At 63.4% G+C, this 22,990-nt stretch carries 17 protein-coding genes and 1 pseudogene; 8 read left to right on the top strand and 10 right to left on the bottom strand.

Annotated elements, in window-relative coordinates; all coding sequences use genetic code 11:
• Positions 1-867 precede the first annotated feature (867 nt).
• From SAZ10_RS29830 to SAZ10_RS29800, 7 genes are all read left to right on the top strand, one after another.
• Positions 868-1,590: an AraC family transcriptional regulator gene (locus SAZ10_RS29830; RefSeq protein WP_318613089.1), complete on the top strand. Its 723-nt coding sequence runs from the start codon at positions 868-870 to the stop codon at positions 1,588-1,590.
• A gap of 335 nt (positions 1,591-1,925) precedes the next feature.
• Positions 1,926-2,108, top strand: coding sequence for a hypothetical protein (locus SAZ10_RS29825; RefSeq protein WP_318613088.1), 183 nt, complete (start codon positions 1,926-1,928; stop codon positions 2,106-2,108).
• Positions 2,105-2,572: a hypothetical protein gene (locus SAZ10_RS29820; protein ID WP_318613087.1), complete on the top strand. Its 468-nt coding sequence runs from the start codon at positions 2,105-2,107 to the stop codon at positions 2,570-2,572. Before SAZ10_RS29825 ends, SAZ10_RS29820 begins: the two co-directional genes overlap by 4 nt.
• Positions 2,569-6,522, top strand: a complete 3,954-nt coding sequence (locus SAZ10_RS29815; protein WP_318613086.1) for a YadA-like family protein — start codon at positions 2,569-2,571, stop codon at positions 6,520-6,522. Before SAZ10_RS29820 ends, SAZ10_RS29815 begins: the two co-directional genes overlap by 4 nt.
• Before the next feature lie 236 nt (positions 6,523-6,758).
• Positions 6,759-7,403 (top strand): invasion associated locus B family protein, encoded by a 645-nt coding sequence (locus tag SAZ10_RS29810; protein WP_318613085.1) that lies wholly within the window; start codon positions 6,759-6,761, stop codon positions 7,401-7,403.
• Positions 7,404-7,416: 13 nt separating this feature from the next.
• On the top strand, positions 7,417-8,121 hold the full coding sequence (locus tag SAZ10_RS29805; RefSeq protein ID WP_318613084.1) for a hypothetical protein: 705 nt from the start codon (positions 7,417-7,419) through the stop codon (positions 8,119-8,121).
• Between the two features lie 232 nt (positions 8,122-8,353).
• Positions 8,354-8,752 carry a DUF4189 domain-containing protein gene (locus SAZ10_RS29800; RefSeq protein ID WP_318613095.1) on the top strand — a complete coding sequence of 133 codons (399 nt, stop codon included), beginning with the start codon at positions 8,354-8,356 and terminating at the stop codon, positions 8,750-8,752.
• A 186-nt stretch (positions 8,753-8,938) separates the two neighbouring features.
• Here the strand turns inward: SAZ10_RS29800 and SAZ10_RS29795 are convergent, their stop codons facing one another.
• Positions 8,939-9,259, bottom strand: a complete 321-nt coding sequence (locus SAZ10_RS29795; protein WP_318613083.1) for a type II toxin-antitoxin system PemK/MazF family toxin — start codon at positions 9,257-9,259, stop codon at positions 8,939-8,941.
• Entirely contained in the window at positions 9,253-9,507 is a 255-nt protein-coding gene (locus tag SAZ10_RS29790; protein WP_318613082.1) for an AbrB/MazE/SpoVT family DNA-binding domain-containing protein, read from the bottom strand. Before SAZ10_RS29790 ends, SAZ10_RS29795 begins: the two co-directional genes overlap by 7 nt.
• A gap of 233 nt (positions 9,508-9,740) precedes the next feature.
• Between SAZ10_RS29790 and SAZ10_RS29785 the strand changes: the two genes are divergently transcribed.
• Positions 9,741-11,471 carry a dihydroxy-acid dehydratase gene (locus SAZ10_RS29785; protein ID WP_318613081.1) on the top strand — a complete coding sequence of 577 codons (1,731 nt, stop codon included), beginning with the start codon at positions 9,741-9,743 and terminating at the stop codon, positions 11,469-11,471.
• Between the two features lie 356 nt (positions 11,472-11,827).
• Here SAZ10_RS29785 and SAZ10_RS29780 read toward each other — a convergent pair whose 3' ends face one another.
• The 8 genes and pseudogenes from SAZ10_RS29780 to SAZ10_RS29745 form a co-directional block, all read right to left on the bottom strand.
• Positions 11,828-13,282 (bottom strand): GntP family permease, encoded by a 1,455-nt coding sequence (locus tag SAZ10_RS29780; protein WP_318613080.1) that lies wholly within the window; start codon positions 13,280-13,282, stop codon positions 11,828-11,830.
• Positions 13,283-13,285: 3 nt separating this feature from the next.
• Positions 13,286-14,305, bottom strand: a complete 1,020-nt coding sequence (locus SAZ10_RS29775; protein WP_318613079.1) for a patatin-like phospholipase family protein — start codon at positions 14,303-14,305, stop codon at positions 13,286-13,288.
• Between the two features lie 311 nt (positions 14,306-14,616).
• Positions 14,617-16,266: an alpha/beta hydrolase gene (locus SAZ10_RS29770; protein ID WP_318613094.1), complete on the bottom strand. Its 1,650-nt coding sequence runs from the start codon at positions 16,264-16,266 to the stop codon at positions 14,617-14,619.
• Positions 16,267-16,296: 30 nt separating this feature from the next.
• A pseudogene (locus SAZ10_RS29765) lies at positions 16,297-17,939 on the bottom strand (Na+/H+ antiporter).
• Between the two features lie 45 nt (positions 17,940-17,984).
• Positions 17,985-18,683, bottom strand: a complete 699-nt coding sequence (locus SAZ10_RS29760) for an ABC transporter ATP-binding protein (protein ID WP_318613078.1) — start codon at positions 18,681-18,683, stop codon at positions 17,985-17,987.
• Positions 18,680-20,524, bottom strand: coding sequence for a branched-chain amino acid ABC transporter ATP-binding protein/permease (locus tag SAZ10_RS29755; protein ID WP_318613077.1), 1,845 nt, complete (start codon positions 20,522-20,524; stop codon positions 18,680-18,682). Before SAZ10_RS29755 ends, SAZ10_RS29760 begins: the two co-directional genes overlap by 4 nt.
• A gap of 12 nt (positions 20,525-20,536) precedes the next feature.
• Positions 20,537-21,412, bottom strand: a complete 876-nt coding sequence (locus SAZ10_RS29750) for a branched-chain amino acid ABC transporter permease (RefSeq protein WP_318613076.1) — start codon at positions 21,410-21,412, stop codon at positions 20,537-20,539.
• A gap of 187 nt (positions 21,413-21,599) precedes the next feature.
• Positions 21,600-22,955: a substrate-binding protein gene (locus SAZ10_RS29745; protein WP_318613075.1), complete on the bottom strand. Its 1,356-nt coding sequence runs from the start codon at positions 22,953-22,955 to the stop codon at positions 21,600-21,602.
• Positions 22,956-22,990 lie beyond the last annotated feature (35 nt).

Raw genomic sequence — 22,990 nt, 5'->3', positions numbered from 1 at the left:
CCTGCGCCCGAAAGCTACTGATCTTCGCCAATGCCGTCGTCGAGCGCGGCACTCCATGGATAAGAAAAGCACCCCAACAGCATCTCGCCCGCTAATGGTTGCGCTTCTCCCACAAGGGGAGAAGGGGCGCGCTGCGATTTTCGTCTCTGCAAATCTCCTCCGTCGCGGATTCGCGGCGACTTCGATGCCAGGCTCCCCCTTCTCCCCTTGTGGGAGAAGGTGGCCGCGAAGCGGTCGGATGAGGGGTTCTCCAGTGGGCGATTGGATTAAAATTGTCCCTGCGGCAGACCTCAGCAATTTCTCGATATGCTGCAAATTTCATGAAATACGGCAGCTCGATACTGTGCGTAGCTGACACTGCGGCACTATCTCTGGTTGGGAACTGCACCGGCAGTTGCGCGGCAGGGCGGGACCTTTTGCGGGGCCCCGCGGTTGTGCGTAAGCGGCGTCAGTTCCTCAGCCATCAGATAGTCATTCAAACGACGAGGACCCCAATGCACCAGCTCGCTTCACTGCAAGCAACGCGCCTTCTTTCTCTAAAACGTCAGAAGTCGCTGCAGTTCTTCGCTCCAGCATGACTTTCGTTGGTTGACACAGAGAGAGAGCAGAGTTCTCACCGGGCCTTGAGCTACGACGCAGGGGAGGGCGTCGGCACCTGCTTGGCTTGGCGGCGTCGAAACTGATGGAAGATCAGGAAAATTGCAGCAGCGTGCCTCTCAGCGTCACCGAGCAGACGCCAATTCAGATATTCTGGGCGTCATTCCCGAATCCGCCGGGCCCCGCCTGGTCACCCCGCGGGGCGGGGCTATTTATTCCCTTCGCGAGCCTGGATCCCATGCGCTGACACCGGAAGTCCATTTTGCAACCGTGACGCTTGCTCCGGTGTCGGGAAACCAGGCTGCATTGGGAAGCGACAAGCTGCACGCCTACGACGCGTCGGCCGGGTCCATATTCATCCATCCCATGGGTGTGTACGGCCGCAAGATATGGTCTCGCACCAGGGAAGCCCTGATCATCGCGCTGCGGCCCGAGAGGCTGCTCGAGCTGGCGGCGAGCGAATTCGATCTCGGCCATGTGGAGCTTCGGCCGCCGGCCTTTGGAACGGTCGATCCCAGGGCGCTCAACATTGCCAGGCTGCTGAAGGCGGAGCTGACTGACGAAGAGGCGCCGAGCGAGATTTCCGTCGATTCGCTGCTGACGGTCTTCAGCATGCATTTGCTGAGGAATTATTCTGGAGCGGGCAAGCCGGCCGCGGACATGAAGGGCGGGCTCTCCAGCGCGCGTGCACGCACAATTCAGGAATATCTCAACGAGAATTTCCAGCGCAAGCTTACTATCGCCGAGCTTGCCGCCGTGGCCGGTCTGACGCCGTTTCACTTCATTCGGGGTTTCACCAAGAGATTTGGAGAGCCGCCGCACCGCTACATACTTCTCATGCGGCTTGGCCACGCCGAAAAACTGCTGCTCGAAAGCAATATGACGATCGCAGAGATTGCCTATGTCAGCGGATTCTCCAGCCAGAGCCACCTGACCGCCATGATGACCAAACATCGGCACGTCACGCCCGCCGAAATCAGGTCAAGGCGCTAGGATGATTCGAATGTTTAAAGAACTATGAACAGCTACGCCCCAAAAGTTGTAACGTAAGCTTTTCCGCAACTCCAAATTGAGCAGAAATGTGGCAAAATTGTTACGGCTCCTCGACCGTCGCCACATAATCAGCAAGTTTCTGACACGAAGCTAAATTCGTGAAATACCTCTCCCGGGGTTTCTGTCCTTCTGGCTGCCGGACTATCCGGTGTTTCGAGCCGCTTTTGCTTTGAACGTTGGGTGGTGCGGCAGGTCCGTGAGGGCTGGCTGCATGGGGTGGGGTAAATAGCGAAAGGCGCTCGGCCATCGAAAGATGTGAAGTCGAGGGGCCAGTCATGGATGAACTCGTTTCGCTGTCGGCGGCAGCGCGGCGTGTTGCCGGACAATTCAGATATGCCGGGGCGGTGGCGGGTAGCGCTGCCGTCGGGGGCAGGACAATCGCATCTGGCGGAGTGGGGCTCGACCTCGTAGGCGACTGCCTCGCCGTCGCGGGTGCGTACCAGGGGCAACGGTCGTGAGCGGTGCGCCGGCCGTGGAGGCTGCGCAATCCTTTCCCCAGGAGATCTGTTCCAGGGTTCAGTCGATATTGAAGGCCCTGGACAGACAATACGGGGAGAGCCTGCCGGAGTCGAAGCGCGACGTGCTGCTCGCGACCTATCTGTTCGGGCTGACGGCGGTGATCTTCGCGGACGACGCCCCGGACATTCAACTGGCGGCGATCCAGGCCTCCCTCGAATCGGCGATTCCCCCCGCTCGCGCCGCAGCCGCGCTGGACGCCGTGCCGGAGGATGGCGACGCCTGGTTCCTGAGCGCGCTCGAACGCGTCGAGGCGATCGGCAGCAAGCACGGCCATGAGCTCGCCGAGCGCGGCGCTGGTGCCGCGCGCGTCATTCCATTTTCAAGCAAACATTCATCGACGGCGGCATCGGCGGAACCTGCCGCGGTCGACCGCAATGCGGGTGAGGAGGTACTTATCCCATGACGTCCAGGCAAAGCACGATCTCCCAGCTGACAATCGCCCAGCGCAGGCCGGCCCGCTTCGCCGGAAACTGGGTTTTCGGCGCGGCCGACAGCCGTCCGCTCCGGCGTCGCTTGATGGCGGCGCTGCGCATGGCGCATCGCTCGCTCGGCATGAAGCGCGATCGGCTGGGGCTTGGGGCGCTCGGCGCCAGTGGCGTCGCTCGTTTGGGCGGCCTGATCGCAATCGGTTCGCTCGGCTTGTTTACCAGTCCTGCTGGCGCAAATGACGCGCTGGGTGGCGCGACGGTTGCTTCCCCAACCGTGGGGGCCATCGCGATCGGCGCGAATGAGGCCGGATGCGCCACCACCATTGGGCCGAACGCCTATGCCGCGATCGTGGTCGGGTGCCAAGCAAGCGGCGATGTGACCGATCCGACAGCGTATGCGCCGGCAGCGGGGTTCCACGGGCCGATCGTCATCGGGGCTACCTCGACCTCGACAGGCGCTAATGCCTTGACGCTCGGCTACTCGAGCGCCAGTCACGGCGACAACGCCATAGTGATAGGCGTCGGCTCCGTCGCCGGCGTCGCTGGCACCAACCTTGACAGCGCTATAGCCATCGGCCGCGTTGCAACAGCGACCAACCTGCACGCGACGGCGTTAGGTTGGTCCGTTACAGCGAGCGGGGCCGACTCCCTGGCGGTGGGCTCTGGCGCGCAAGCGACCATGGACTACGCGACGGCAGTCGGTCGCGGCGCGCGGGCGACAAATATCGCCACCAGCGCATTCGGAAATTTCGCCGTCGCGCAGGGTAACAGCGCGCTCGCGCTCGGGGCGCAAGCGCGGGCTGTCGGCGACAGCACGGTTGCCGTTGGACAAGGCGCCGGGGCTGGTTCAACCACTGGGAATTCCGGCTCTGTTGCGATGGGTATTGCAGCCGGCACGCTCGTAAGCGGCGCGCAGAACACTGCCATGGGCGGAGGCATCGCGAGCGTTATGCGAGGTGCCGGTTCAGGTGTCACAGGTACCCGCAATGTCGCGCTCGGAACCGGCGACGGCAGCGTTACCTATGACGGTACACTCCAGGCCTCGGCTGGCAACCTGGTGACGGGCAGCGACAATATCGCGATCGGCACCAACGCCGGTATTGGCGTAACTGCTAATGCGACAACATCGATCGGCCTCAACGCAAACGGGTCCGCAGACAACGCCGTTGCGATGGGCTTCGGCTCGACCGCGTCCGGGTTGAATTCCGTCTATCTCGGATCGCGCACTGCTGTGGGAACGGGTGCTCTCGCACAGAGCGCGATCGCTATCGGTACGGATGTGACTGCATCGCAAGTTGATAGCATCGCGATCGGACGTCAAAGCATCGCGGCTGGCAACGGCGCCAGTGCTGTGGGGGTGAGCTCCAATGCTACAGGGTTAAGCTCAGCAGCGTTCGGCCGCTCAGCCAATGCCTCGGGCGACTTCGCCCTGGCGATGGGCAATGCGGCCGTGTCAAGTGGAACCGCCTCCGTTGCGATGGGGTCGGGGGCGCAGGGGACTGATATCGGCACCATAGCGATGGGCAACAATGCGGTGGCCGGTGCGGCGGATGCTGTGGCGATCGGCACCGGCGCGCAGGCCACAGGTGCAAACAGCATCAGCATCGGCGCCGGCAATATCGTCAGCGGCGCGAATTCCGCCGCCATCGGTGACCCGAGCACCATCACCGGCTCGGGCTCCTATTCGCTCGGCAACAACAACACTATCAACGCTAACAACGCCTTCGTGGTCGGTAGCGGCGTAACGGTCGCCACCGGGTTAGATGGCGCAGTGGTGCTCGGCAATGGCTCGTCGGTCTCGGCCGCCGTGCCGGCGCCCAATGTCGTCATCGGCGGCGCGACCTACACCTTCGCGGGCGGCGCGCCGGCGGCGGGCGATGTCGTGAGCGTCGGTTCCGCCGCCGCGCCGCGCCAGATACAGAACGTAGCCGCAGGCCGGATCAGCGGGACCTCGACCGACGCGATCAACGGTTCGCAGCTCTTCGCGACCAACCAGGCGGTCGGCATACTGAACACGACCGTGAACAACATCACGACCGGCGGCGGCATCAAGTATTTCCATGCCAATTCGACGCTGCCGGATTCGGTAGCCGCCGGCACGGATTCGGTCGCCATCGGCCCCAATGCGGTCGCCAACAATGCCGGCGACGTCGCGATCGGCTTGAACTCGGTTTCCGGCCCGACAACTGCGGTCGGCAGCGCCGTCATCGGTGGCGCAACCTACACCTTCGCGGGTGCGACGCCGGCTGGTGGTGCGTTCTCGGTCGGCCGGGTGGGCGCAGAGCGGCAGATCCAGAATGTGGCGGCCGGACAGTTGAGCGGCACGTCAACCGATGCCGTCAACGGCTCGCAGCTCTTCGCGACGAACCAGCAGGTGACGCAGAACACGACCGACATCGCCAATCTCGACAGCAGCCTGACCAATATCGGCGACACCATCAACAACATCGCCGGGGATACGTCCACGGCCTACACCGATGCCAATGGCGACGGCATCCGCTATGTGCGCACCAATGACCGGACGCTGCCGGTCACCGACTCCTTCGCGCAAGGGATCGGCTCCACCGCCGTCGGCTATCAGGCGACCGCCGTGGCCGACAGCTCGCTCGCGCTCGGCCGAGGCAGCAACGTCACCATAGAAGGCGGCGTGGCGCTGGGCTCCGGCTCGGTCTCGGATCGGCCGATCGCTCCCGTCTCCGGCAGCATCATCTCCGGCACCGGCATCATTCCCTACAACACCACAGACCTCGCCCTGCTCGGCGCCGTCTCCGTGGGCGATGCCACGCACTACCGCCAGATCACCAATCTTGCCGATGGCACGGAGGATCAGGACGCGGTGTCGCTCAGGCAGTTGAAGGGGGCGCTGAGCTCGTTTGCGGTGACGGGCACCAAATATTTCCACGCCAACTCGTCGGCCTCGGATTCTGCGGCCGTCGGCGCGGAATCGGTGGCGATCGGTCCTCAGACTACCGTCAACGGCGACAACGGTATCGGCATGGGCAACCACGCCATCGTGCAACAGACGGCGCCCGGCGGCATCGCAATCGGCCAGAATTCCACGGTCAACCTCGCCGATGGCATCGCGCTCGGCACGGGCTCGACCTCGAATGGAATCCAGGCGACGGCCGTCGGCGCCGGCGCAACGGCCAACGAGCCGGGCAGCGTCGCTCTCGGCGCGGGCTCGACGACCGCGGCGGCGGTGGCGACCACCGGCGTCACGATCAAGGGCGTGGACTACGCCTTCGCCGGCGCGAACCCGACGAGCACGGTGAGCGTGGGCAGTGTCGGCAATGAACGCACCATCACCAATGTGGCGGCGGGGCGGATCAGCGAGACCTCGACCGACGCCATCAACGGCAGCCAGCTCCACGCCACCAACCAGGCAATCGAAAACCTGGAGACGGGTGTCGGCGACCTCACCGAGTTTGCCGTGCAGTACAACAAGAACGTGGACGGCTCGAAGTCGAACGCGATAACGCTCGTCGGCGGCGATGTGAACGCGCCTGTCGTGATCCACAATGTCGCCGAGGGCAAGGCACCCACGGATGCTGTCAACGTCACGCAGCTTCAGAACACGCTGACAGAGTCGAAGAGCTATACCGACAAGGTGGCGGGCACCACGCTCCAGACGGCCAATGCCTATACCGACAGCAAGTTCGCCCAGCTCAACATGGATCTGGACGGAATTCGCAGTGAAGCTCACCAGGCGGCTGCAGTCGGCCTCGCCGCAGCGTCGCTGCGCTACGACGACCGGCCCGGCAAGCTCAGCGTGGCCGTCGGCGGCGGCTATTGGCAGGACGAGGGCGCCTTTGCGTTCGGCGCCGGCTACACCAGCGAAAGCGGCCGCGTCCGCGCCAACCTGTCGGGCACGACCACGGATGGGAAGTGGGGCGTCGGTGCAGGTCTGAGCCTGACCTTGAACTGAGGTCTCGGCGAGAGTTGGAGTCCATGTTCGAGATGCGGCGGAGGTGGAGGGGCGCTCAAGCGTTTGACGTAGGCGCTGCCCCTCACCCTTACCCTCTCCCCGTGAAGGACGGGGAGAGGGGGGCACCGACGTTGGCGCTTCTCCGCCTCCGCCTGTTCAGGCATTTGAGCAGGCGGGAGCTTAGCCGCGACGCTGACGTCCCCCTCTCCCTGTCTCTTTACGGGGAGAGGGTAAGGGTGAGGGGCAGCGCCAACCTGACAACAGAAGGCAAACATGATCCTCTCCCGATCATCGGTAGCGGGGACCGCCGAAGGCGGTGGAGGGGGCAATTCCACCATTTTGCGGCGGCCTGTGCGCTCCTGGCCGGCGGCCTTCCGGCCGCCGGCCAGGAGGCTCAGCCTTACAGGATCAAGCCTTCTGACATCGTGCTGCCGCAAGGCGTGGCGCTCGGCAATTATCGGCGCATGATCCAGCCTTTCGAGAACTGGAACCTGATCTGCGACGAGAACCTTCAGGCGAAGAGGAAAGTCTGCAATATCAGCCAGTCCTTCGTCGACGAGAGCCAGGCGCCGGTCTTCAGCTGGTCGCTCGCCGCCGACGAAAGCGGCAAGCCCTTCATGATATTGCGGGCGCCGGCCGGGATCGGCGCGGGAAGCAGCATTTTTCTGAAATTTGCCGGTCGCGAAAAGCCCGTCGGCGTCAAGCTGGAGGGCTGCGACGGGTCGGTTTGCATCGGCTACGTGCCGGTCGGCCCGATCCTTCGAGAGGAGATCGGCAAGGAAGCCACAGCGCAGATTTCCTATTCGATGCCTTCGGGAGCGACGGTTGGCCTCGACGCACCCTTGAAGGGCCTCAAGGCTGCCCTATCCGCGATCAACTAGCGAGACCTTCGAAATGACCGAAGCGACCCGTCAATCCATCCGCGACAGAACTTTGATGCGCCTGCCCGGCATAGAACGGGAGGCGCCGTCCGCGAGTGCTGTGCCTGCACCGCAGCCCGCGCGGCGGATGCTTCGAAACATCGGGCTGGCCGGCTTGCTCGTCGTTCTCGTCGCCGGAGGGGTGGTGCTTTCGCTGCGTGCTTTTCCGGCTCTCGGAAACCTCGTTGCGGGCGACGCTTCCGCCCAATCGCAGAAGACCGCCGACAATGCGCCTGCGGCAGGCGATACGCCCTTTGGAAAGCATGCGGACCAGGCTGGCGTACGCACCTGCGCCAACGTTTTCGCCGCGCTCGGGCAGGCCGTGACGGCCGGCTCAACCTACGCCGTGCAGACGCAATGGGACAATTCGGCGCCTGATGCGCACTCCATGCAAGCCGTGGCCGGCATGACCTACGACCTTCCGGATTACAAGGCGCAGGCGGCAGGTGTCGTCTTTGCCTCGCCCCTCGGGAAGGGTTGCGAGGGCGGATTCGTGCGGGTGGCCCCGTTCCGGAAGTCCTGCCAGGAAGTCGCCGCAACTCTCCCGAAGGGCAGCGTTCTGGCAGACACGCTTGCCGCCTCGACACTTTTCAATCTCGCCGACAATGGAGGCCAGGCCCTGCTGGTTCCTGAGGGCAATACCTGCATTGTCGTCTCCGTGGCACGCATGGGCGGATGAGGACCAAGGCCTCGTGATGCGATGGGGAAGACCAACAGCATGGAGCATGAACATGACTGCCGGCCGTAACGCATCGGACCGAAAAGTGCATAGCGGTTTTCGGGCAAATCCGATGCCCAAAGGAGATAGAGCGGTGTGGCGTTCCTGCTTGAACGCATGCCGCTCCAGCCTTGCGACCTTGTTGCTTGTGGTTCTCGCGAGTCTCCCGCTCGCCAGCCGCGCCGCCGATCTCATGCGTTCGGAGGTCCCTGAGCCTCCGCCGAACGAGGAGAGGGGTATCTGGGGGGCGATCGCCTTCTCGCCCACGGACGGCAAGCACGGCTTCTTCTGGGGCGCGGACAAAAGGAAGGAAGCGGAGGAGATCGCGCTCAAACATTGCGAGCATGCCAAGGGCGAAGCCTGCAAGGTGGTAGAAGTATTCCGCAACCACCGGCATTGGGACGATGACGACGACACCGGGTTTCCCTACCAGCATTGCGCGGCCCTCTCGGTCGGGAAGACCGCCCCTGCAGGCGAGTCATTCTGGGGCGCCGCATCCGCCACGACCCGCCGCGAAGCGGAGGAAAAGGCGACAAGCCAATGCGGTGCCGACAAGAACGAGTGCAAGATCCGCGAATGGGTGTGCACATAGGGAAGCAGGGAAGTGCCGGGGACAGTTTACTTTTTTCCGCTTGCGCCAGCTTCTGAAGCGCCACGGACTTTCTGCGGAAAAAAGTAAACTGTCCCCTGCGCCAAATTTGCGGTGCGCCAAACTTTCCCTGTCAGTAGGCTCTAATGAAGAGAGGGTGAGTGCCAAGCGGCCAGCGCCCCCATCGCTTTATTCCGCATACATTTCGCGCAACGTGCGCAGCACCCGCTTCAGTACGGCGTCGGGCACCTCTCCGAGGTGCTTGACCAGCCTGCGCTTGTCCAGGGCGCGGGACTGTTCGAGAAGGATCAGTCCCTCGACACCGTTGAACCGGACCGGCACCCGGAAACCCGCCTGGCGGCTGCCCGATGTCATCGGCGCAGCGATCACCGTGCGCAGATGGTCATGGATTTCCGGCGGTGACACGATCACACATGGCCGCGTCTTCTGGATTTCACTGCCTACCGTCGGATCAAGCGCGGCGAGCCAGACGTCGCCGCGCTTTACCATGTCAACTTTGCGTCCTCGTCATTGGCGAAGTCGGGCCAGGCCGGCTCGTCATCGCCCTCGGCTGCCAGCCGGCGCGCGTCATCCGCCCAGCCCTTGCGCGGGGGCGTATCGATACGCTCGATGACGATCTTGCCCGCCTCGACGCGCAATTCGATATTATCGCCCGCCTGAGCGCCGAATTCCGCCAGGAGCGGCTTGGGGATGATAACGCCGGCGGAGTGTCCGAACTTCTTGACTGCGCTGATCATGACGGCCTCTTTACTCCTCCTCGCAATATAGCGGCTTGCGGCGTTGGTTACAACATTGTTAGTACAGCGACCGGCAACCGCAAGCCCGCGAGAGATCGAGGACGATCATGTACGAGGCATTCGGATGCTGATCGGCGGTGAATGCACCCAGGCCCCCGACGGCGGCAGCCTGGGGATTCTCGACTATCTCACGCCCAAATATCTCCGTCACAAGCTGGTCCGCGGAGGAGCGCATGCCTAACCGGCCCTTTGGCCTCGACAACGGGGTCACCAATTACGGCGACAAGGAATTCGCGCGCTATCTGCGCCGGTCCTTCGCCAAGTCGATGGGGTACACCGACAAGGCGCTGGACAAGCCGATCGTCGGCATCTGCTACACCGAGAGCGGCTTCAACAATTGCCATCGGCATTTTCCAGAGATGCTGGAGGCGGTGAAGCGCGGCGTGCTCGCCGAAGGGGCCTTGCCGATCGTTTTCCCCGTCATCTCGCTGGGCGAGGTGTTTCTCAGCCCGACTTCGCTGGTCTACCGCAACCTGATGGCGATGACGGTCGAGGAGATGATCCGCGCCCAGCCGATGGACTCGGTGGTGCTGATGGGCGGCTGCGACAAGACCGTGCCGGCGCTGCTGATGGGGGCGGCGTCTGCGGGAAAGCCGGCGGCACTGGTCGTCGCCGGCCCGATACTGACCGGCCGCCATCGCGGCGAGCGCGTCGGCGCCTGCACCGACTGCCGCCGCTTCTGGGCGAACTATCGCGCCGGGACGATTGATGAAGCCGAGATCAATCAGGTCGAAGGCCGGCTGGCCGTGACCGCCGGCACCTGCGCTGTGATGGGGACGGCGAGCACGATGGCGCTGCTTGCCGAGACGCTCGGCATGATGCTCCCCGGCACGGCCGCGATACCGGCGGTGCATGCCGATCGCCTGCGCGCCTCCGAAGAAACCGGTGCGCTGGCCGCGCGCATGGCAATTTCGGGCGGGCCGCTCCCGGACAAGCTGATCACGCGCCAATCGGTCGAGAATGCCTTGCGCGTGCTGCTTGCCGTCTCGGGGTCGACCAATGCGGTCATTCATCTCACTGCGATCGCCGGGCGGCTTGGTATCGAGATCGATCTCGACCGCTTCAACAGGTTGAGCGACGAAACGCCGGTTCTGGTGGACCTGAAGCCGGTCGGATCAGGCTACATGGAGGATTTTCACGCTGCCGGCGGACTCGATGGGGTGCTGCGCGCCATCCCCGGAAAGTTGAACGGCGAATGCATCGACGTTACGGGAGCACCGCTCGCCGAGCGCCTGGCCCGCCCACCGGAAGACCCGATCGACACGAGCGTCATCCGTCCTGCCGAGATGCCGATAAGCCCGGTCGGCGGGCTCATCGCTCTCTCGGGAACACTGGCCCCCTCCGGCGCCATCCTGAAGCGTGCGGCTGCCACACCGGCGCTGCTGGAGCATGAAGGCCGCGCCGTGGTGTTTTCCTCGCTGGAAGACCTCGCCAACCGCATCGACGACCCGGAGCTCGACGTCACCCCCGACGATATCCTCGTCCTGCAGAACGCCGGGCCGCGCAGCCCCTCGGGAATGCCGGAGGCAGGTTATTTGCCGATCCCGAAGAAGCTGGCCCGCCAGGGAGTGAAGGACATGGTGCGCATCTCGGATGCTCGCATGAGCGGGACCGCCTTCGGCACGGTCGTGCTGCACGTCACGCCGGAGGCCGATCTCGGCGGTCCGCTGGCCCTCGTGCGCGACGGCGATCGGATCCGGCTGTCGGCATCGCAAAAGCGCATCGACCTGCTGGTGCCCCCAGACGAGCTTGCTCGACGGCAGCCTGCCGCGCCGGCCGGCCAGGCCGCGGCCGAGCGTGGGTACGCCAGGCTCTACCGCGAAAGCGTTCTGCCGGCGACGCAGGGCTGCGATTTTGATTTCCTCACGTGGCAAGGTCCGAGTCGCACGAAGTCGGGGAGGTAGAACCCTTCTGCTTTTACCAGAGCGCTCTCTCGGGCAACATCGCGCCCTGCAGACCTTACCCGTCTCGGCGCAAACTACGGATGAGCCAGCGCGCTTCGCGCCCCCCTCTGTCCTGCCGGACATCTCCCCCGCAAGGGGGGAGATTGGCTGTCATCGGGGATTTCGCCAATCGCCGACGTCGCATGGTGGCGAAATCAAAGCGGCCGTCCAATCTCCCCCCTTGCGGGGGAGATGTCCGGCAGGACAGAGGGGGGCGCTGTCCCGCCGAGCTGTCCGATAGACCCAACTGCCGTCAGCGATTTGCGGTGGGGTAAGCGACTCCGGCTGTTCACTGCGCCTTCCGCTCCGCCTGCACATCAAAACGAGCCGAGCATCGTCCCCAACAAGATCACTACGATCAATGCAACGATCGGGCCGATGATGCCGGCTACGACGATATCGCCATAGCTTTCCCTATGCGTCGAGCCACAAACGGCGAGCAAGGTAACGACAGCGCCGTTGTGGGGCAGCGTGTCCAGCGTGCCGGCCGCGATGACGGCGACACGGTGCAACAGCGCAGGGTCGAGGCCTGTCTCCTGGGCACGCATCAGGTATGTACTGCCAAGCGCGTCGAGGGCGATGGTGAGACCGCCGGAGGCGGAGCCCGTGAGCGCCGCCAGGATGTTGGTGGCCACCGCGATCGAAACGAGCGGTCCTCCACCGATACCGAGTACCCAGTTGCGTACCATCTCGAAGGCGGGCATCGCCGCAACGACCGCTCCAAATCCTACCAGGCTCGCCACGGCGAGCGCGGGAAGCACGGAGGCGTTGGCGCCGGCGTCGATTGTCTCGCGCAAGGTGGGCAGTCGCCGGAAATTCAAGGCGAGCACGGTCGCTATCGCGGCAGCCAGCGCCGTCACCACAGCCCATACGCCTCCGACGTCGGACAGTGACAGCCCGCCCCATCGGTCTTGCGAAAGAAAGCCGAGATCGAGCGCCGGCAGGATGAGCATCGTCATGCCGAGATTGACGAGGACGACGACGGCGAGCGGCAGCACCGCAAGGATGACAGGCGGCTGAGCTTCGGCTTGCCGGCCATGCGCAATTTCGGCCGGGTCGAACTCCCTGCCGGCGGTGGCGCGTTCGCGCAGCCGGTCGTCGGAGCCGAGACGTTCGGCTGTCGCGGGCGTGCCTTCTCCGAAGCCTTCGCCGGATCTGCGGGCAGCCGCCGCGGCGCGACTAAGCCACCATAGGCCGAAGCAAAGCATGATCGCCGAAGCGACGAGGCCGAGGCCCGGCGCTGCAAATGGCGTCGTGCCGAAGAACGGCATCGGGATGGCATTCTGGATCGATGGCGTTCCCGGCAATGCCGACATGGTGAAGGTGGAGGTTCCGAGCACGATCGTGGCAGGCATCAGACGGCGCGGAATGCCGGCCGACCGGAACAGCTCCTGCGCCATCGGCGCAAGCACGAAGAAGGCGACGAAGAGGCTGACGCCGCCATAGGTGACCAGCGCGCCGGCGATGACGACGGCGAGGATGGCGTGGGCTTTTCCGAGCCGCCGCATCATGAAATCGGCAATGGCAGTCACCGAACCGCTGTCCTCCATCAGCTTGCCGAAAAGTGCGCCGAGCAGGAACAGCGGAAAGAAGCGGGCGAGGAAATCAGCGGCGCTGTTCATGAAGGTCTGCGTCCAATGCGCCAGCACCGGCTCGCCGGCAAAGAGAGCGGCAATGATGGCGCCGAGCGGCGCCAAGAGAAGCACGCTCCAGCCGCGGAAGGCGAGCCAGACCAGCAGCCCGAGCCCGATCAGAATGCCAAGGAGCCCCAAATGTCAGACTCCTTCCAGCAAGCTGTTGAGATCGAGCGACGAGCGGCGGCCGAGATCGTCGCCATGCGTGTCAAGGAATGCGGCGGCAGAGGAGCGCCCCTCGTCGCGCAGCATGGTGAGGAACTTCCATTCCGCGTTGAGCTTCGAGGAGTAACCGAGGTCGGTCATGGCGTCGCTGGCGATCCGGTGGATGCGCATCGCTGCCCAGCGTGCACCTTCGTCATCGTCCACCTGCGCCAGCTTTCGAAGCAAGGCGATCATCCTGAGCTCCTTCAAAAGGACGGCATTGAAGGAGACCTCGTTGATACGGTTGAGGATCTCGCGCGCGGACCGAGGCGTGCCCGGCCTCTCGACCGGGTTGATCTGCACGAGGATGGTGTCCTGGGACTTGCATTCCCGGATGAGCGGCGTGATCGTCGGGTTGCCGGCGTAGCCGCCGTCCCAATAGGCTTCACCGTCGATCTCGACTGCCTGGAACAGCGTCGGCAGGCATGCGGAAGCAAGCAGCACGTCAGGGCTCAATTCGCCGTTACGGAACACGCGGCCGCGGCCGGTGCGGACATTCGTGACCGTCACGAACAGCTTGATCGGACCGTCCGGAAGCCGCCCGAAATCGACAATCTGAGCCAGTATGGCGCGCAGCGGGTTGGCGCCGGCAGGATTGACATCGTAAGGCGAGAATACACGCGCCATCATGTCCATCCCCACGAAAAGGGGCGAGTTGTCGAGCGTCCAGCGGCCGAGCAGGACATCCAGGGGGCTGCGTTGGAAAGGGCTGAAGCGCGCAGCCTCCGAAACCTTGCGCCAGAATGCCTCCAGGGCCTCACGAGCACCTGCGGCGCCGCTGGCGGCGAAGCCATGTGCCATGACGGCCCCATTCATCGCCCCGGCCGAAGTGCCGGAGATGCCCTCGATCGTGAGCCATGATTCCTGCAAGAGCCGATCGAGCACGCCCCAGGTAAAGGCGCCATGGGCGCCGCCGCCTTGAAGAGCAAGGTCGACGCGCAGCGGGCGCTTCTGCATTGGCTTCCGAGTTGCCGGCATGGCCTTGCTGCTTCTGAGCTTGTGCAGTGCACAAAGAGTAGCGCGCAATTGCGTGGTCGTCATCCTCCTCGCGGCAATGAGGGCAGGGCAATTGCATCTGGAAGGCGCGGCGCCGGTGACCCCCTCCCCCTTGTGGGGAGGGATTCAGGGTGGGGGTGCCTCGCGATTACCTTGCAAGATTAGCTGAAGCAGGCGGCACCTCGGCTTGAACTGGCGCGCGTCGCACCCCCACCCTGAATCCCTCCCCACAAGGGGGAGGGGGGCACCAGCGCCGCGCCCCGTGCCACCCCTCACAGCCGGCCGGCGAGATATTTCTTCAGTCGAGCAAGCTCTTGGGGAGACCAGTCTCGGATATCCGTCACCTCGACCCAGCCATCGATGTAGTGCTCCGGGGCAAAGACATGGCCGTGACCGATCGGAGCGCCCAGTGCCATCGATATGTCGACCAGGAGCTGAAGCATTGTCACGATCGGATACCAACGCATCTCAGGCGATACGTCCGGACCGCGTGGAGGCCTCATCCAATCCGGTTCGCGGTAGGCATAGCGATAGCCGAAGAAGGTTACCGGGTCGCTCGCATACTGGAGATAGAGGATGCGCATCGGTCCCCACTGCGAGCCTGGGCTCGCGGCGACACCGTATTGGTTCATGAAGCGGACGAATGACCCGTCCCGAAACAGCGGCAACCAGGCCGGCGAGCCCGGATTGCGGTTGGCTGTGGTCCACCGCCAGAGCCGGCTCGCGTAAGGCGGACCGCTCCACAGCGCGCCGCTGATGGGATCGCCGAGGAGCTCGACCAGGTCTGTCGACAGCTCGGAATTCATCGCGCCGAGGCTAACGCCATGCAGATAGAGTTTCGGGCGGTGGTCCCTCGGAAGGATGCTCCAGTAGCCGTAAACCTCTTTGAACAATGCACGCGCGGCATCGGCGCCGTAGCCCGGCTCTAGGAGCAGGGAAAGCCAGCTTGAGAGGTAAGAGTATTGGAGCGCGACGCTGGCCACGTCGCCGTTGCGCAGATATTCCAGACTGTCCATCGCCGCCGGATCGACCCAACCGGTCCCGGTTGGCGTCACTACGACGAGCACGGAACGCTCGAACGCTGCGACGCGCTTCAGTTCTTCGAGCGCGAGCCTCGCGCGCTCTTCAACGCTTTCAGCCGATCGCAGCCCGACATAGACGCGAATGGGTTCGAGCGCTTGCCTGCCAGCGAAAGCACTTATGTCCCCGCTCGTCGGCCCCGACGAGATGAACTCCCGTCCGGCTCGCCCCAATTCGTCCCATTTGAGCAGGGAGGCGTGGCTGCCGGTCCTGGAGGCGTCGGTCGGCTGCTGGTTTTCGGGCTCGATCAGGGCATCGAATTCCTGGAATGACGAGTCCGCGAGATGCAAAGCGACCCGGAACAGAACGCCGGTGATGACCGACCAGAACAACATGACCGCTGCGAAGAGGCCGACAACATTGGCCACTCTCCCCGGCAAGAAGCGGTTGACCCTCCTCGATATGAAGGCGAGCGTCAGCCTGAATACCCTCGCCAGCACGATCAGCACCGCGAAAGTCGCGAGCGCGATCAGGCCGATCTCGAGCGGCTCAGCGCTCGCGACTGGATCGAGCCCCATGAGTATGCGGATCGAATTCTGCCAATGCGCCGCCTGCCACAGAAAGGCGACCGCCACGAAGGTGCAGATGGCTGCGAGCACGAGTTTGACAACACGCAAGACGCTGCCCCCGGGCTTCGGCAGCTCCATGTAGGTCCAGAGCCACTGCCCGAAGACGCCCAAGCCATACCCGGCTGTCAGAGAGCATCCTGAGAGGATCCCTTGCGTCAGGTAGGTCCGGGGAAGGAGAGATGGCGTCAGCGAGGCGGCAAAGAACAGCGTTGCCAGGAGAAGCCCAGCAGTCGAGAACGAATGCCATACTCTTATGAGCCAGCTTCCCTCCATGGAGTTAGTCTGCACCTCTCCTGGGTTATGTCATCCTGCAGAGCCGTATCGTGCCTCGAGAAGATCGACTTCCCGCACGAGCTTGCGCTGGATGTCGTCGGATATCTTGCGGCTGCGCCCGAGCCGATACAGTTCATCCCGCTCAGCGCGTATGGCCGCCAATCGCAGGCGACGTTCGACTTCTTCGATCGTTCTCACCTGATCGGCCTCGTCACCTGTCTTCAAGCGTCCTTGATGCGCCGACGATAGAGCTCCATCAGCCGGCCGCCAATGTCTGAATAGAGGTCGGCATCGCTGCGCCCTTCTCCCATCTTGTGCTGCAGCGACTCGATGGCCTTGATCGCGGCTTCGGCCGCTGCGATCCGGGCTGCATCCTCCTGCTGCCGACTGGACGACTCCGGCGGCAGTTCGAGGTTTTTCAGGAGAAACGGCAGGCCTATGCTGGCGGCCACGAGGGAAACCACGATGACGCCGCCAGCCAGGAAGATGGCCAGGTCGCGCGCCGGAAACGGCGTGCCGTCATACATCGTCAAGGGAAGTGTCAGAATGCCTGCAAGCGTAATTGCTCCCCTCACGCCGGCAACCGAGGTCGCCACGACCAGACGCCAGCTGGGCTTTCTTATCGTCTGGCCCCTCATTGCCGCGCGAAACAGCGTAAATCTGAGCGACACCCAGACCCAGCCAAGGCGAAGAGCGGCCAGGGCGACATTGATCGCGATCACATAGATCACAAGCCATGCCGGTTCGTGGTGCCCGGTTTGTCTCACGATATCCGCTGCGCCCGAAACGATGTTCGGCAGCTGCTCTCCCAACAAAACGAACATAATGCCGTTCAGGGTAAACTGGACAGTATCCCAGACGGCGGTGCTGCGCACCCGGGTGACCGCGAGAGCTTGCCCCTTTTGCTCTGCATAGCTCATTGCAATGCCGGCTGCGACGGCAGCCAGAATACCTGAGCAATGCAGATGCTCGGCAACAAGGTAGGCCCCGAACGGGATCAGGAGGCTGATGAGGATCTGCGAGGCAGTGTCCTCTCCGAGCTTTCGCGAGACATAGTCCCTGACGTTTGTGACCGCCCAGGTGACGCCAATCCCTATCGCGACACCACCTAGCGCAAGCCACAGGAAGGTCGCGAATGCCTCGCTCAGGGAAAACGTGCCGGTGAGGGCGGCCGCGACGGCAAACTGCATGGAGACGAGCCCGGAGGCATCGTTGAGTAGGGATTCCCCCTCGAGGATGTGCATCAGCCGCTTCGGAATAGGAACACGCGCCGAGATTGCCGACACCGCCACCGGATCCGTCGGGGACAGGATTGCGGCGAGGGCAAAGGCGACAGCCAGCGGCATCGACGGAATCAACCAGTGGATGGCAAGCCCTAGGCCCAGGACCGTGAAGACGACTAACCCGAACGCCAGCTCAAGGATCGTCTCCTTGTCGTGGAAAAGACCCTCCTTGGGTATGCGCCATCCATCGAGGAACAGGAGCGGAGGCAAAAACAAGAGGAAGAAGGTGGTCGGCTCGATCGCGATCCTGGAGCCTGTAACGCCTGCAATGGCGGCGCCCAAGCCAATCTGGACCAGTGGCAATGGCAGGGCGACTGGAGAAAGTCTCGCCAGGACTCCACTCAAGACGACGGCGAGGAGAAGGAATAGTGAGACGGTAACGCTGTCCAATGTCCGCGCTCCCAAGGCCGCCCATGCAGGAAGCCTTGTCCTGGGCTAGATACCAAGATAGCGCTCCAGGAGTTCCGGCCTGGTCCTGATTTCGCTGGTTGGGCCTTCGTGGACGACGTGGCCGTTGTTGATGATGTAGGCACGTTTGGCAAGCGTCAGCGCGGCAGCGATGTTCTGCTCCACCAGCACGATGGTCTGGCCAGCCTCGGCCAGTTCGCGGCAGGTTTCGACAAGATCCTGCACGATGACCGGCGCGAGCCCTTCGAAAGGCTCATCGAGCAGGATTATTTTCGGATCGCGCACAAGCGCACGCCCGATGGCCAGCATCTGCTGCTCGCCACCGGACAGATCGGTGCCGCGGCTCCTGCGCCGTTCCTTCAGCCGCGGGAACATTTCGTAGATGCGCTCCAGCGGCCAGCGGCCCTCAGCAGTCAGTCCGGCGAGAATAAGGTTTTCCTCGACGTCGAGGCTCCCGAAGATGCGGCGGTCCTCGTGGACGAGCTGCATGCCGTGGCGGGCGATGACGTGGCTCTTGCTGCCGGCGATCCGCTTGCCGTCGAATACGATCGATCCGCTGCTTGGCTTCACCACGCCCATCAGGCTCTTCAGTGTCGTGCTCTTGCCCGCGCCGTTGCGGCCGAGCAGCGCCACGACCTCGCTGCGGTCGACCCGCAACGCAACGTCGAACAGGATATGGCTGTCGCCGTAGTGGGCGTTGAGGCCGGTGACTTCGAGCAGGCTCATTCGGCTGCCAACACGCCGCGCACGCCGCCCAGATAGGCTTCCTGCACTTTGGTGTTGCCCTTGATCTCGTCCGGCGTGCCTTCGACCAGCACGCGCCCTTCATGCAGAACAGTGACGCGCTCGACCAGTTCGAAGAGCGAATCCATGTCATGGTCGATGATGATCATCGTGCGCCCGCGCCCGATCGATTTGAGCAGAGCCACGGTCTCGGCGCGCTCGCGCGGGCTCATCCCGGCCAGCGGCTCGTCCAGCAGAAGCAAGCTCGGCGAGGTGGCGAGCGCCAGCCCGATTTCCAGCCGCCGCTTCTCGCCATAGGCCAGTTCCGAAACCGGCCTGTCCAGCCGCGCCGTCAGGTTTACCAGCGCGGCGGTACGCTCGACTTGCTCGTCGAGGCCGGGGACGCTGGAGAGGCTCCTGAACAGGTCGAGCCTGAACTTGCCGCGGGTCTCGCCGAGCGCGGCGATCATCAGGTTACGCCTTACTGTGAGACGATCGAAGAGCTGGTTGATCTGGTAGCTCTTGGTCAGGCCGAGCTGGCAAACATCGGTGATGCCCATTCCGGTGATGTCGCGGCCCTCGAAGACAATCTTGCCCGAGCTCGGCGCGATCTCGCAGGTGAGCATCTTGAAGAAGGTGGTCTTTCCCGCGCCGTTCGGCCCGATGATGCCACGCGTCTCGCCATGGTCGATCGTGAAATCGATGTGGCTGTTGGCGACCAGACCGCCATAACGTTTGCTGAGGCCGGTTGCCTGCAGGATCGGTCCGGCGCGGGGATGACCGCCGCGGCGGCGTGCCGGCATCGGTGCGATGGCGGCCTGCTCGAAGCGCGAAGGGGCGGCCGCTGTCTGGTCCGGCTCGACGGCTTTGCGGCCGCCGGTCGCCAGCCCATATAGATCGACGATCGCGCCGACGATGCCGCGCCTGAGGAAGCATACCAGCAGGACGAAGACGACACCCAGCACTAGCTTCCAGGTGGCCCCGAGATGGAGCGCGTTCTGGAAGAAGTCGCTGAGATAGAGCCACACCGTGGCCCCCAGCAGCGGACCAAAAAGGGTGCCGGCCCCGCCAATCGCCGTCTGCATGACGACCTGGCCGGAGGTCTCGAACATGAAGGCTTCCGGCGGCATGAAGCCCTGCATGACGCCAAGCAGGCCGCCGGCGAAGCCTGCATAGATCGCCGCCACGACGAAGGCGGTCAGCTTGTAGCCGTGAATGTTGTGGCCGAGTGCTGCAGCGCGGAGCGGGTTATCGCGGATCGCCGAAAGGATCGAGCCGACCGGCGATCGCACGATGCGCAGGGCTACCACGATGCCGATGAAATACCAGAACGCGAGGAACGAATACATCGTCCAGTCGGTATTGAATTCGAGCACGGTGAAGCCGAGGTTGAGAACCGGTGTGGGCACTCCGGGCAGTCCGTTCTCTCCGCCGGTGTAGGCCGACAGCGGATTGAACTCGACGAAGAAGAAGACTTCGGCGATCGCCACCGTGATCATGGCGAAATAGATGCCCGTGCGCCTCAGCGCGATCAGGCCGATCACATAGCCGACGATACCCGCCACGGCTGCGCCGATGACGATGGCGGCCATAACATAGGAGAAATCCGTCTGGGTCAGCAGATAGGCGGCAAACATGCCGCCGGTGCCGTAAAAAGCCGACTGGCCGAACGACAGCAAGCCGGTGTAGCCGAACAGGATATCGAAGCCGATGCCGAACAGACCCCAGATGAGAATGCGATTGATCGTGCTTGGCGAGAAGCCGAAATGGGGCAGCACGAACGGCACCAGGATCAGGGCCACTGCCGTCAGAAATTCGACGAGAAGGGGACGTTTGACGTTCATGGCGGACCGCGTCTATTCGCGGCCTGCGGTGCCAAGCAGCCCATGCGGGCGAAGCACCAGGACCAGCGTCATCGCCACGAACAGCATGACATAGGAATAACCCGGGTTGAACATCGAGGTGATGCTGATGATCTCTCCGGCGATGAGCCCGCCGATCACGGCGCCGGGAAAGGAACCGACGCCGCCGATGACCACGACCACGAATGTCTGGACGAGGATCGCTTCGCCGACATCGGGCGCGATCGACACCACCGGAGCATTGACGATGCCGGCAAAACCTGCCGCCATGGAGCCAATGCCGAAGACGAGCATGAAAATCCTGTAGACGTCGATCCCCAGCGAATCGACCATTACCGAGTCCTCGATGCCTGCCCGCACGATCATGCCGATGCGAGTGCGGTAAAGCACGAAATAGAGCGCCAGCAGCGCCACGGCCACTATACCCAGCAACGCCAGCCGGTAGGTCGGGTAAACCATGAAGCCGAGATGAGTGATGCCGGTCAGCGCTGCGGGCGGGGGAACGGTCTGCGACAGGCTGCCGAAGAAGAAGCGGACCGTCTCGACGAAGACGATGCCGAGACCAAAAGTAACCAGAAGCTGGTCCTCGTGCGGTCGCCTGTAGAAATGGCGGATGATCACCCGTTCCATCAGCACGCCGACAACCATCACGAATAGCGAGCCCGCGACTACGGCTGCCAGGAACGAGCCAGAATAGGTGTAGGCCACCCAGCCGGCATAGCCGCCGAGCATGAACATGGCGCCATGTGCGAGGTTCAACACGCCGAGCGTGCCATAGATGATCGTCAGGCCGGAGGCGATCAGCGCCAGAAGCGCGCCGAGCACGAGCCCGTTAAAGCATTGCGAAATGAAGTTTGCCCAATTGATCACTTTGCCCGCCTCGAATGTGAAGCATCTGCCGCGTCATCTGCTCCGCCAGACCTTGGCAGTTTTGCCGGGGAGAACCCAGTCCGCCTGACTGCCGGCCGCAAAGGGCGCCTTCGCATGTCATGGACCCGGCCAAGGCCAAATCGGAAAGCCTTCTCCGCATTTGAGCGGAGAAGGCCAGGGACGGATGTCAGGTATAGTCGCCGAGGCTGCAGCCGAACGCGTCGGGCTTCTGCATGAGCGGAGCGCCCTCGACCACCTCGATCACGTTCCAATAATCCTCGTTGTTCTTCATGTCCTTGGGGTCCTTGCCCTGGACGATGACGACCGGGCGGACACACTGGTGATCTTCCGGGCGATAGTGCACGTCGCCGACGAGGGAAGGAAGCGTCTCGCCCTTCTCATACTGCTTGATCACGTCAGGCGGATAGAAGCTGCCGGCCTCCGATACCATGCGCGCCCAATGGGCAAAGCTGACGTAGGAGTTTTCGGCACCCCATTCGGGCCGGTCCTTGAACTTCTGCTGGAACGCCTCGACGAACTGCTTGGCGAGCGGATACCTGTCCTCGAGCGTCCACCAGAAATCCGTGGCGGCGAAAACGCCGGCAGTCAGTTCAGGACCCACTTCCTTGGCGAGGAACGGGATCTGGTAGGGGATGACCATCTTCATCTGAGGCGTCAGGCCGAATTGCTTGGCCTGCTGGATCGACAGCACGGCATCACGGCCCCAGTTCACGTTGACGATGAACTCAGCGCCCGAATTGGCGATGTTCGTCAGATACTGGCTGAAGTCCTGCGTCCCGAGCGGCGATACCTGGTTCGTCACCATCTCCCAGCCACCCTCCGAGGTCAGGTAGTCGTTCACCGATTTCGTAACGGTGTGGCCGTAGGTATAGTCCGGCGTCATGAATGCCGCCTTCTTGCCCTTGCCATAGGTCTTCACCAGGATCGGACCGATCGCGTTGGCCGCGGTCTGGCCATAGAAGTTCTGGCGGAAGCCATAGCGCACGCAGTCCTTGCCGGTCGTGTCGTTCGAGCCGGAAATCCCTGCGAGGTACAGGATCTTTTCGCGCTGGGCGAATTTGTTGAGCGCAACGGCGACCGCGGACGAGGTCGAGCCCGTCATCAGGATGATCTTGTTCTTGTTGATGAAGTTCTGTTCGGCCTCGACAGCCTGATTGGGCTTCGCCGCGCTGTCGGCGGACAGCAATTCCACCTTCTTTCCGAGCAGCCCCTTGTCGAGCTTCGGCGCAAACGCCTTCATCAGTTCGTGGCCGTTGTTGATGTGCTCGACCGCAAGCTGCCAGCCCTTGAGCTCGTCCGCACCTTGCACCGCATAAGGACCGGTAAGCGGCACGGCGGCGCCAATGTATACGGTGTCACCCTCCGAGCCGGCCGGCCATGTACCGATCGCGGGCTTGTCGTCGGCGGCGAATGCCCGGCGAGTGAACGAAGCGGGCAGGGCAACGCTGCCGGCAAGGGCGGCGCCCGCCTGCAGCAAGCTACGTCGCGACAGATAGGCTGGCATTTGGTCGTCAGACTGCATGTTTTGTTCCTCCCTGCGGTCCTGAATCCATGCGC

Source organism: Mesorhizobium sp. BAC0120 (assembly GCF_033542235.1).
In the GTDB taxonomy this organism is placed as follows: Bacteria; Pseudomonadota; Alphaproteobacteria; order Rhizobiales; family Rhizobiaceae; genus JAWRCU01.
This window is presented reverse-complemented; position numbering and strand designations above follow the sequence as displayed.

Coding starts and splice junctions, on each gene's coding strand:
- SAZ10_RS29825 (WP_318613088.1), top strand. CDS start 1,926: ATGGATGAACTCGTTTCGCTGTCGGCGGCAGCGCGGCGTGTTGCCGGA.
- SAZ10_RS29760 (WP_318613078.1), bottom strand. CDS start 18,683: ATGAGCCTGCTCGAAGTCACCGGCCTCAACGCCCACTACGGCGACAGC.
- SAZ10_RS29770 (WP_318613094.1), bottom strand. CDS start 16,266: ATGGAGGGAAGCTGGCTCATAAGAGTATGGCATTCGTTCTCGACTGCT.
- SAZ10_RS29755 (WP_318613077.1), bottom strand. CDS start 20,524: ATGAACGTCAAACGTCCCCTTCTCGTCGAATTTCTGACGGCAGTGGCC.
- SAZ10_RS29790 (WP_318613082.1), bottom strand. CDS start 9,507: ATGATCAGCGCAGTCAAGAAGTTCGGACACTCCGCCGGCGTTATCATC.
- SAZ10_RS29795 (WP_318613083.1), bottom strand. CDS start 9,259: ATGGTAAAGCGCGGCGACGTCTGGCTCGCCGCGCTTGATCCGACGGTA.
- SAZ10_RS29815 (WP_318613086.1), top strand. CDS start 2,569: ATGACGTCCAGGCAAAGCACGATCTCCCAGCTGACAATCGCCCAGCGC.
- SAZ10_RS29745 (WP_318613075.1), bottom strand. CDS start 22,955: ATGCAGTCTGACGACCAAATGCCAGCCTATCTGTCGCGACGTAGCTTG.
- SAZ10_RS29785 (WP_318613081.1), top strand. CDS start 9,741: ATGCCTAACCGGCCCTTTGGCCTCGACAACGGGGTCACCAATTACGGC.
- SAZ10_RS29775 (WP_318613079.1), bottom strand. CDS start 14,305: ATGCAGAAGCGCCCGCTGCGCGTCGACCTTGCTCTTCAAGGCGGCGGC.
- SAZ10_RS29800 (WP_318613095.1), top strand. CDS start 8,354: ATGCGTTCGGAGGTCCCTGAGCCTCCGCCGAACGAGGAGAGGGGTATC.
- SAZ10_RS29805 (WP_318613084.1), top strand. CDS start 7,417: ATGACCGAAGCGACCCGTCAATCCATCCGCGACAGAACTTTGATGCGC.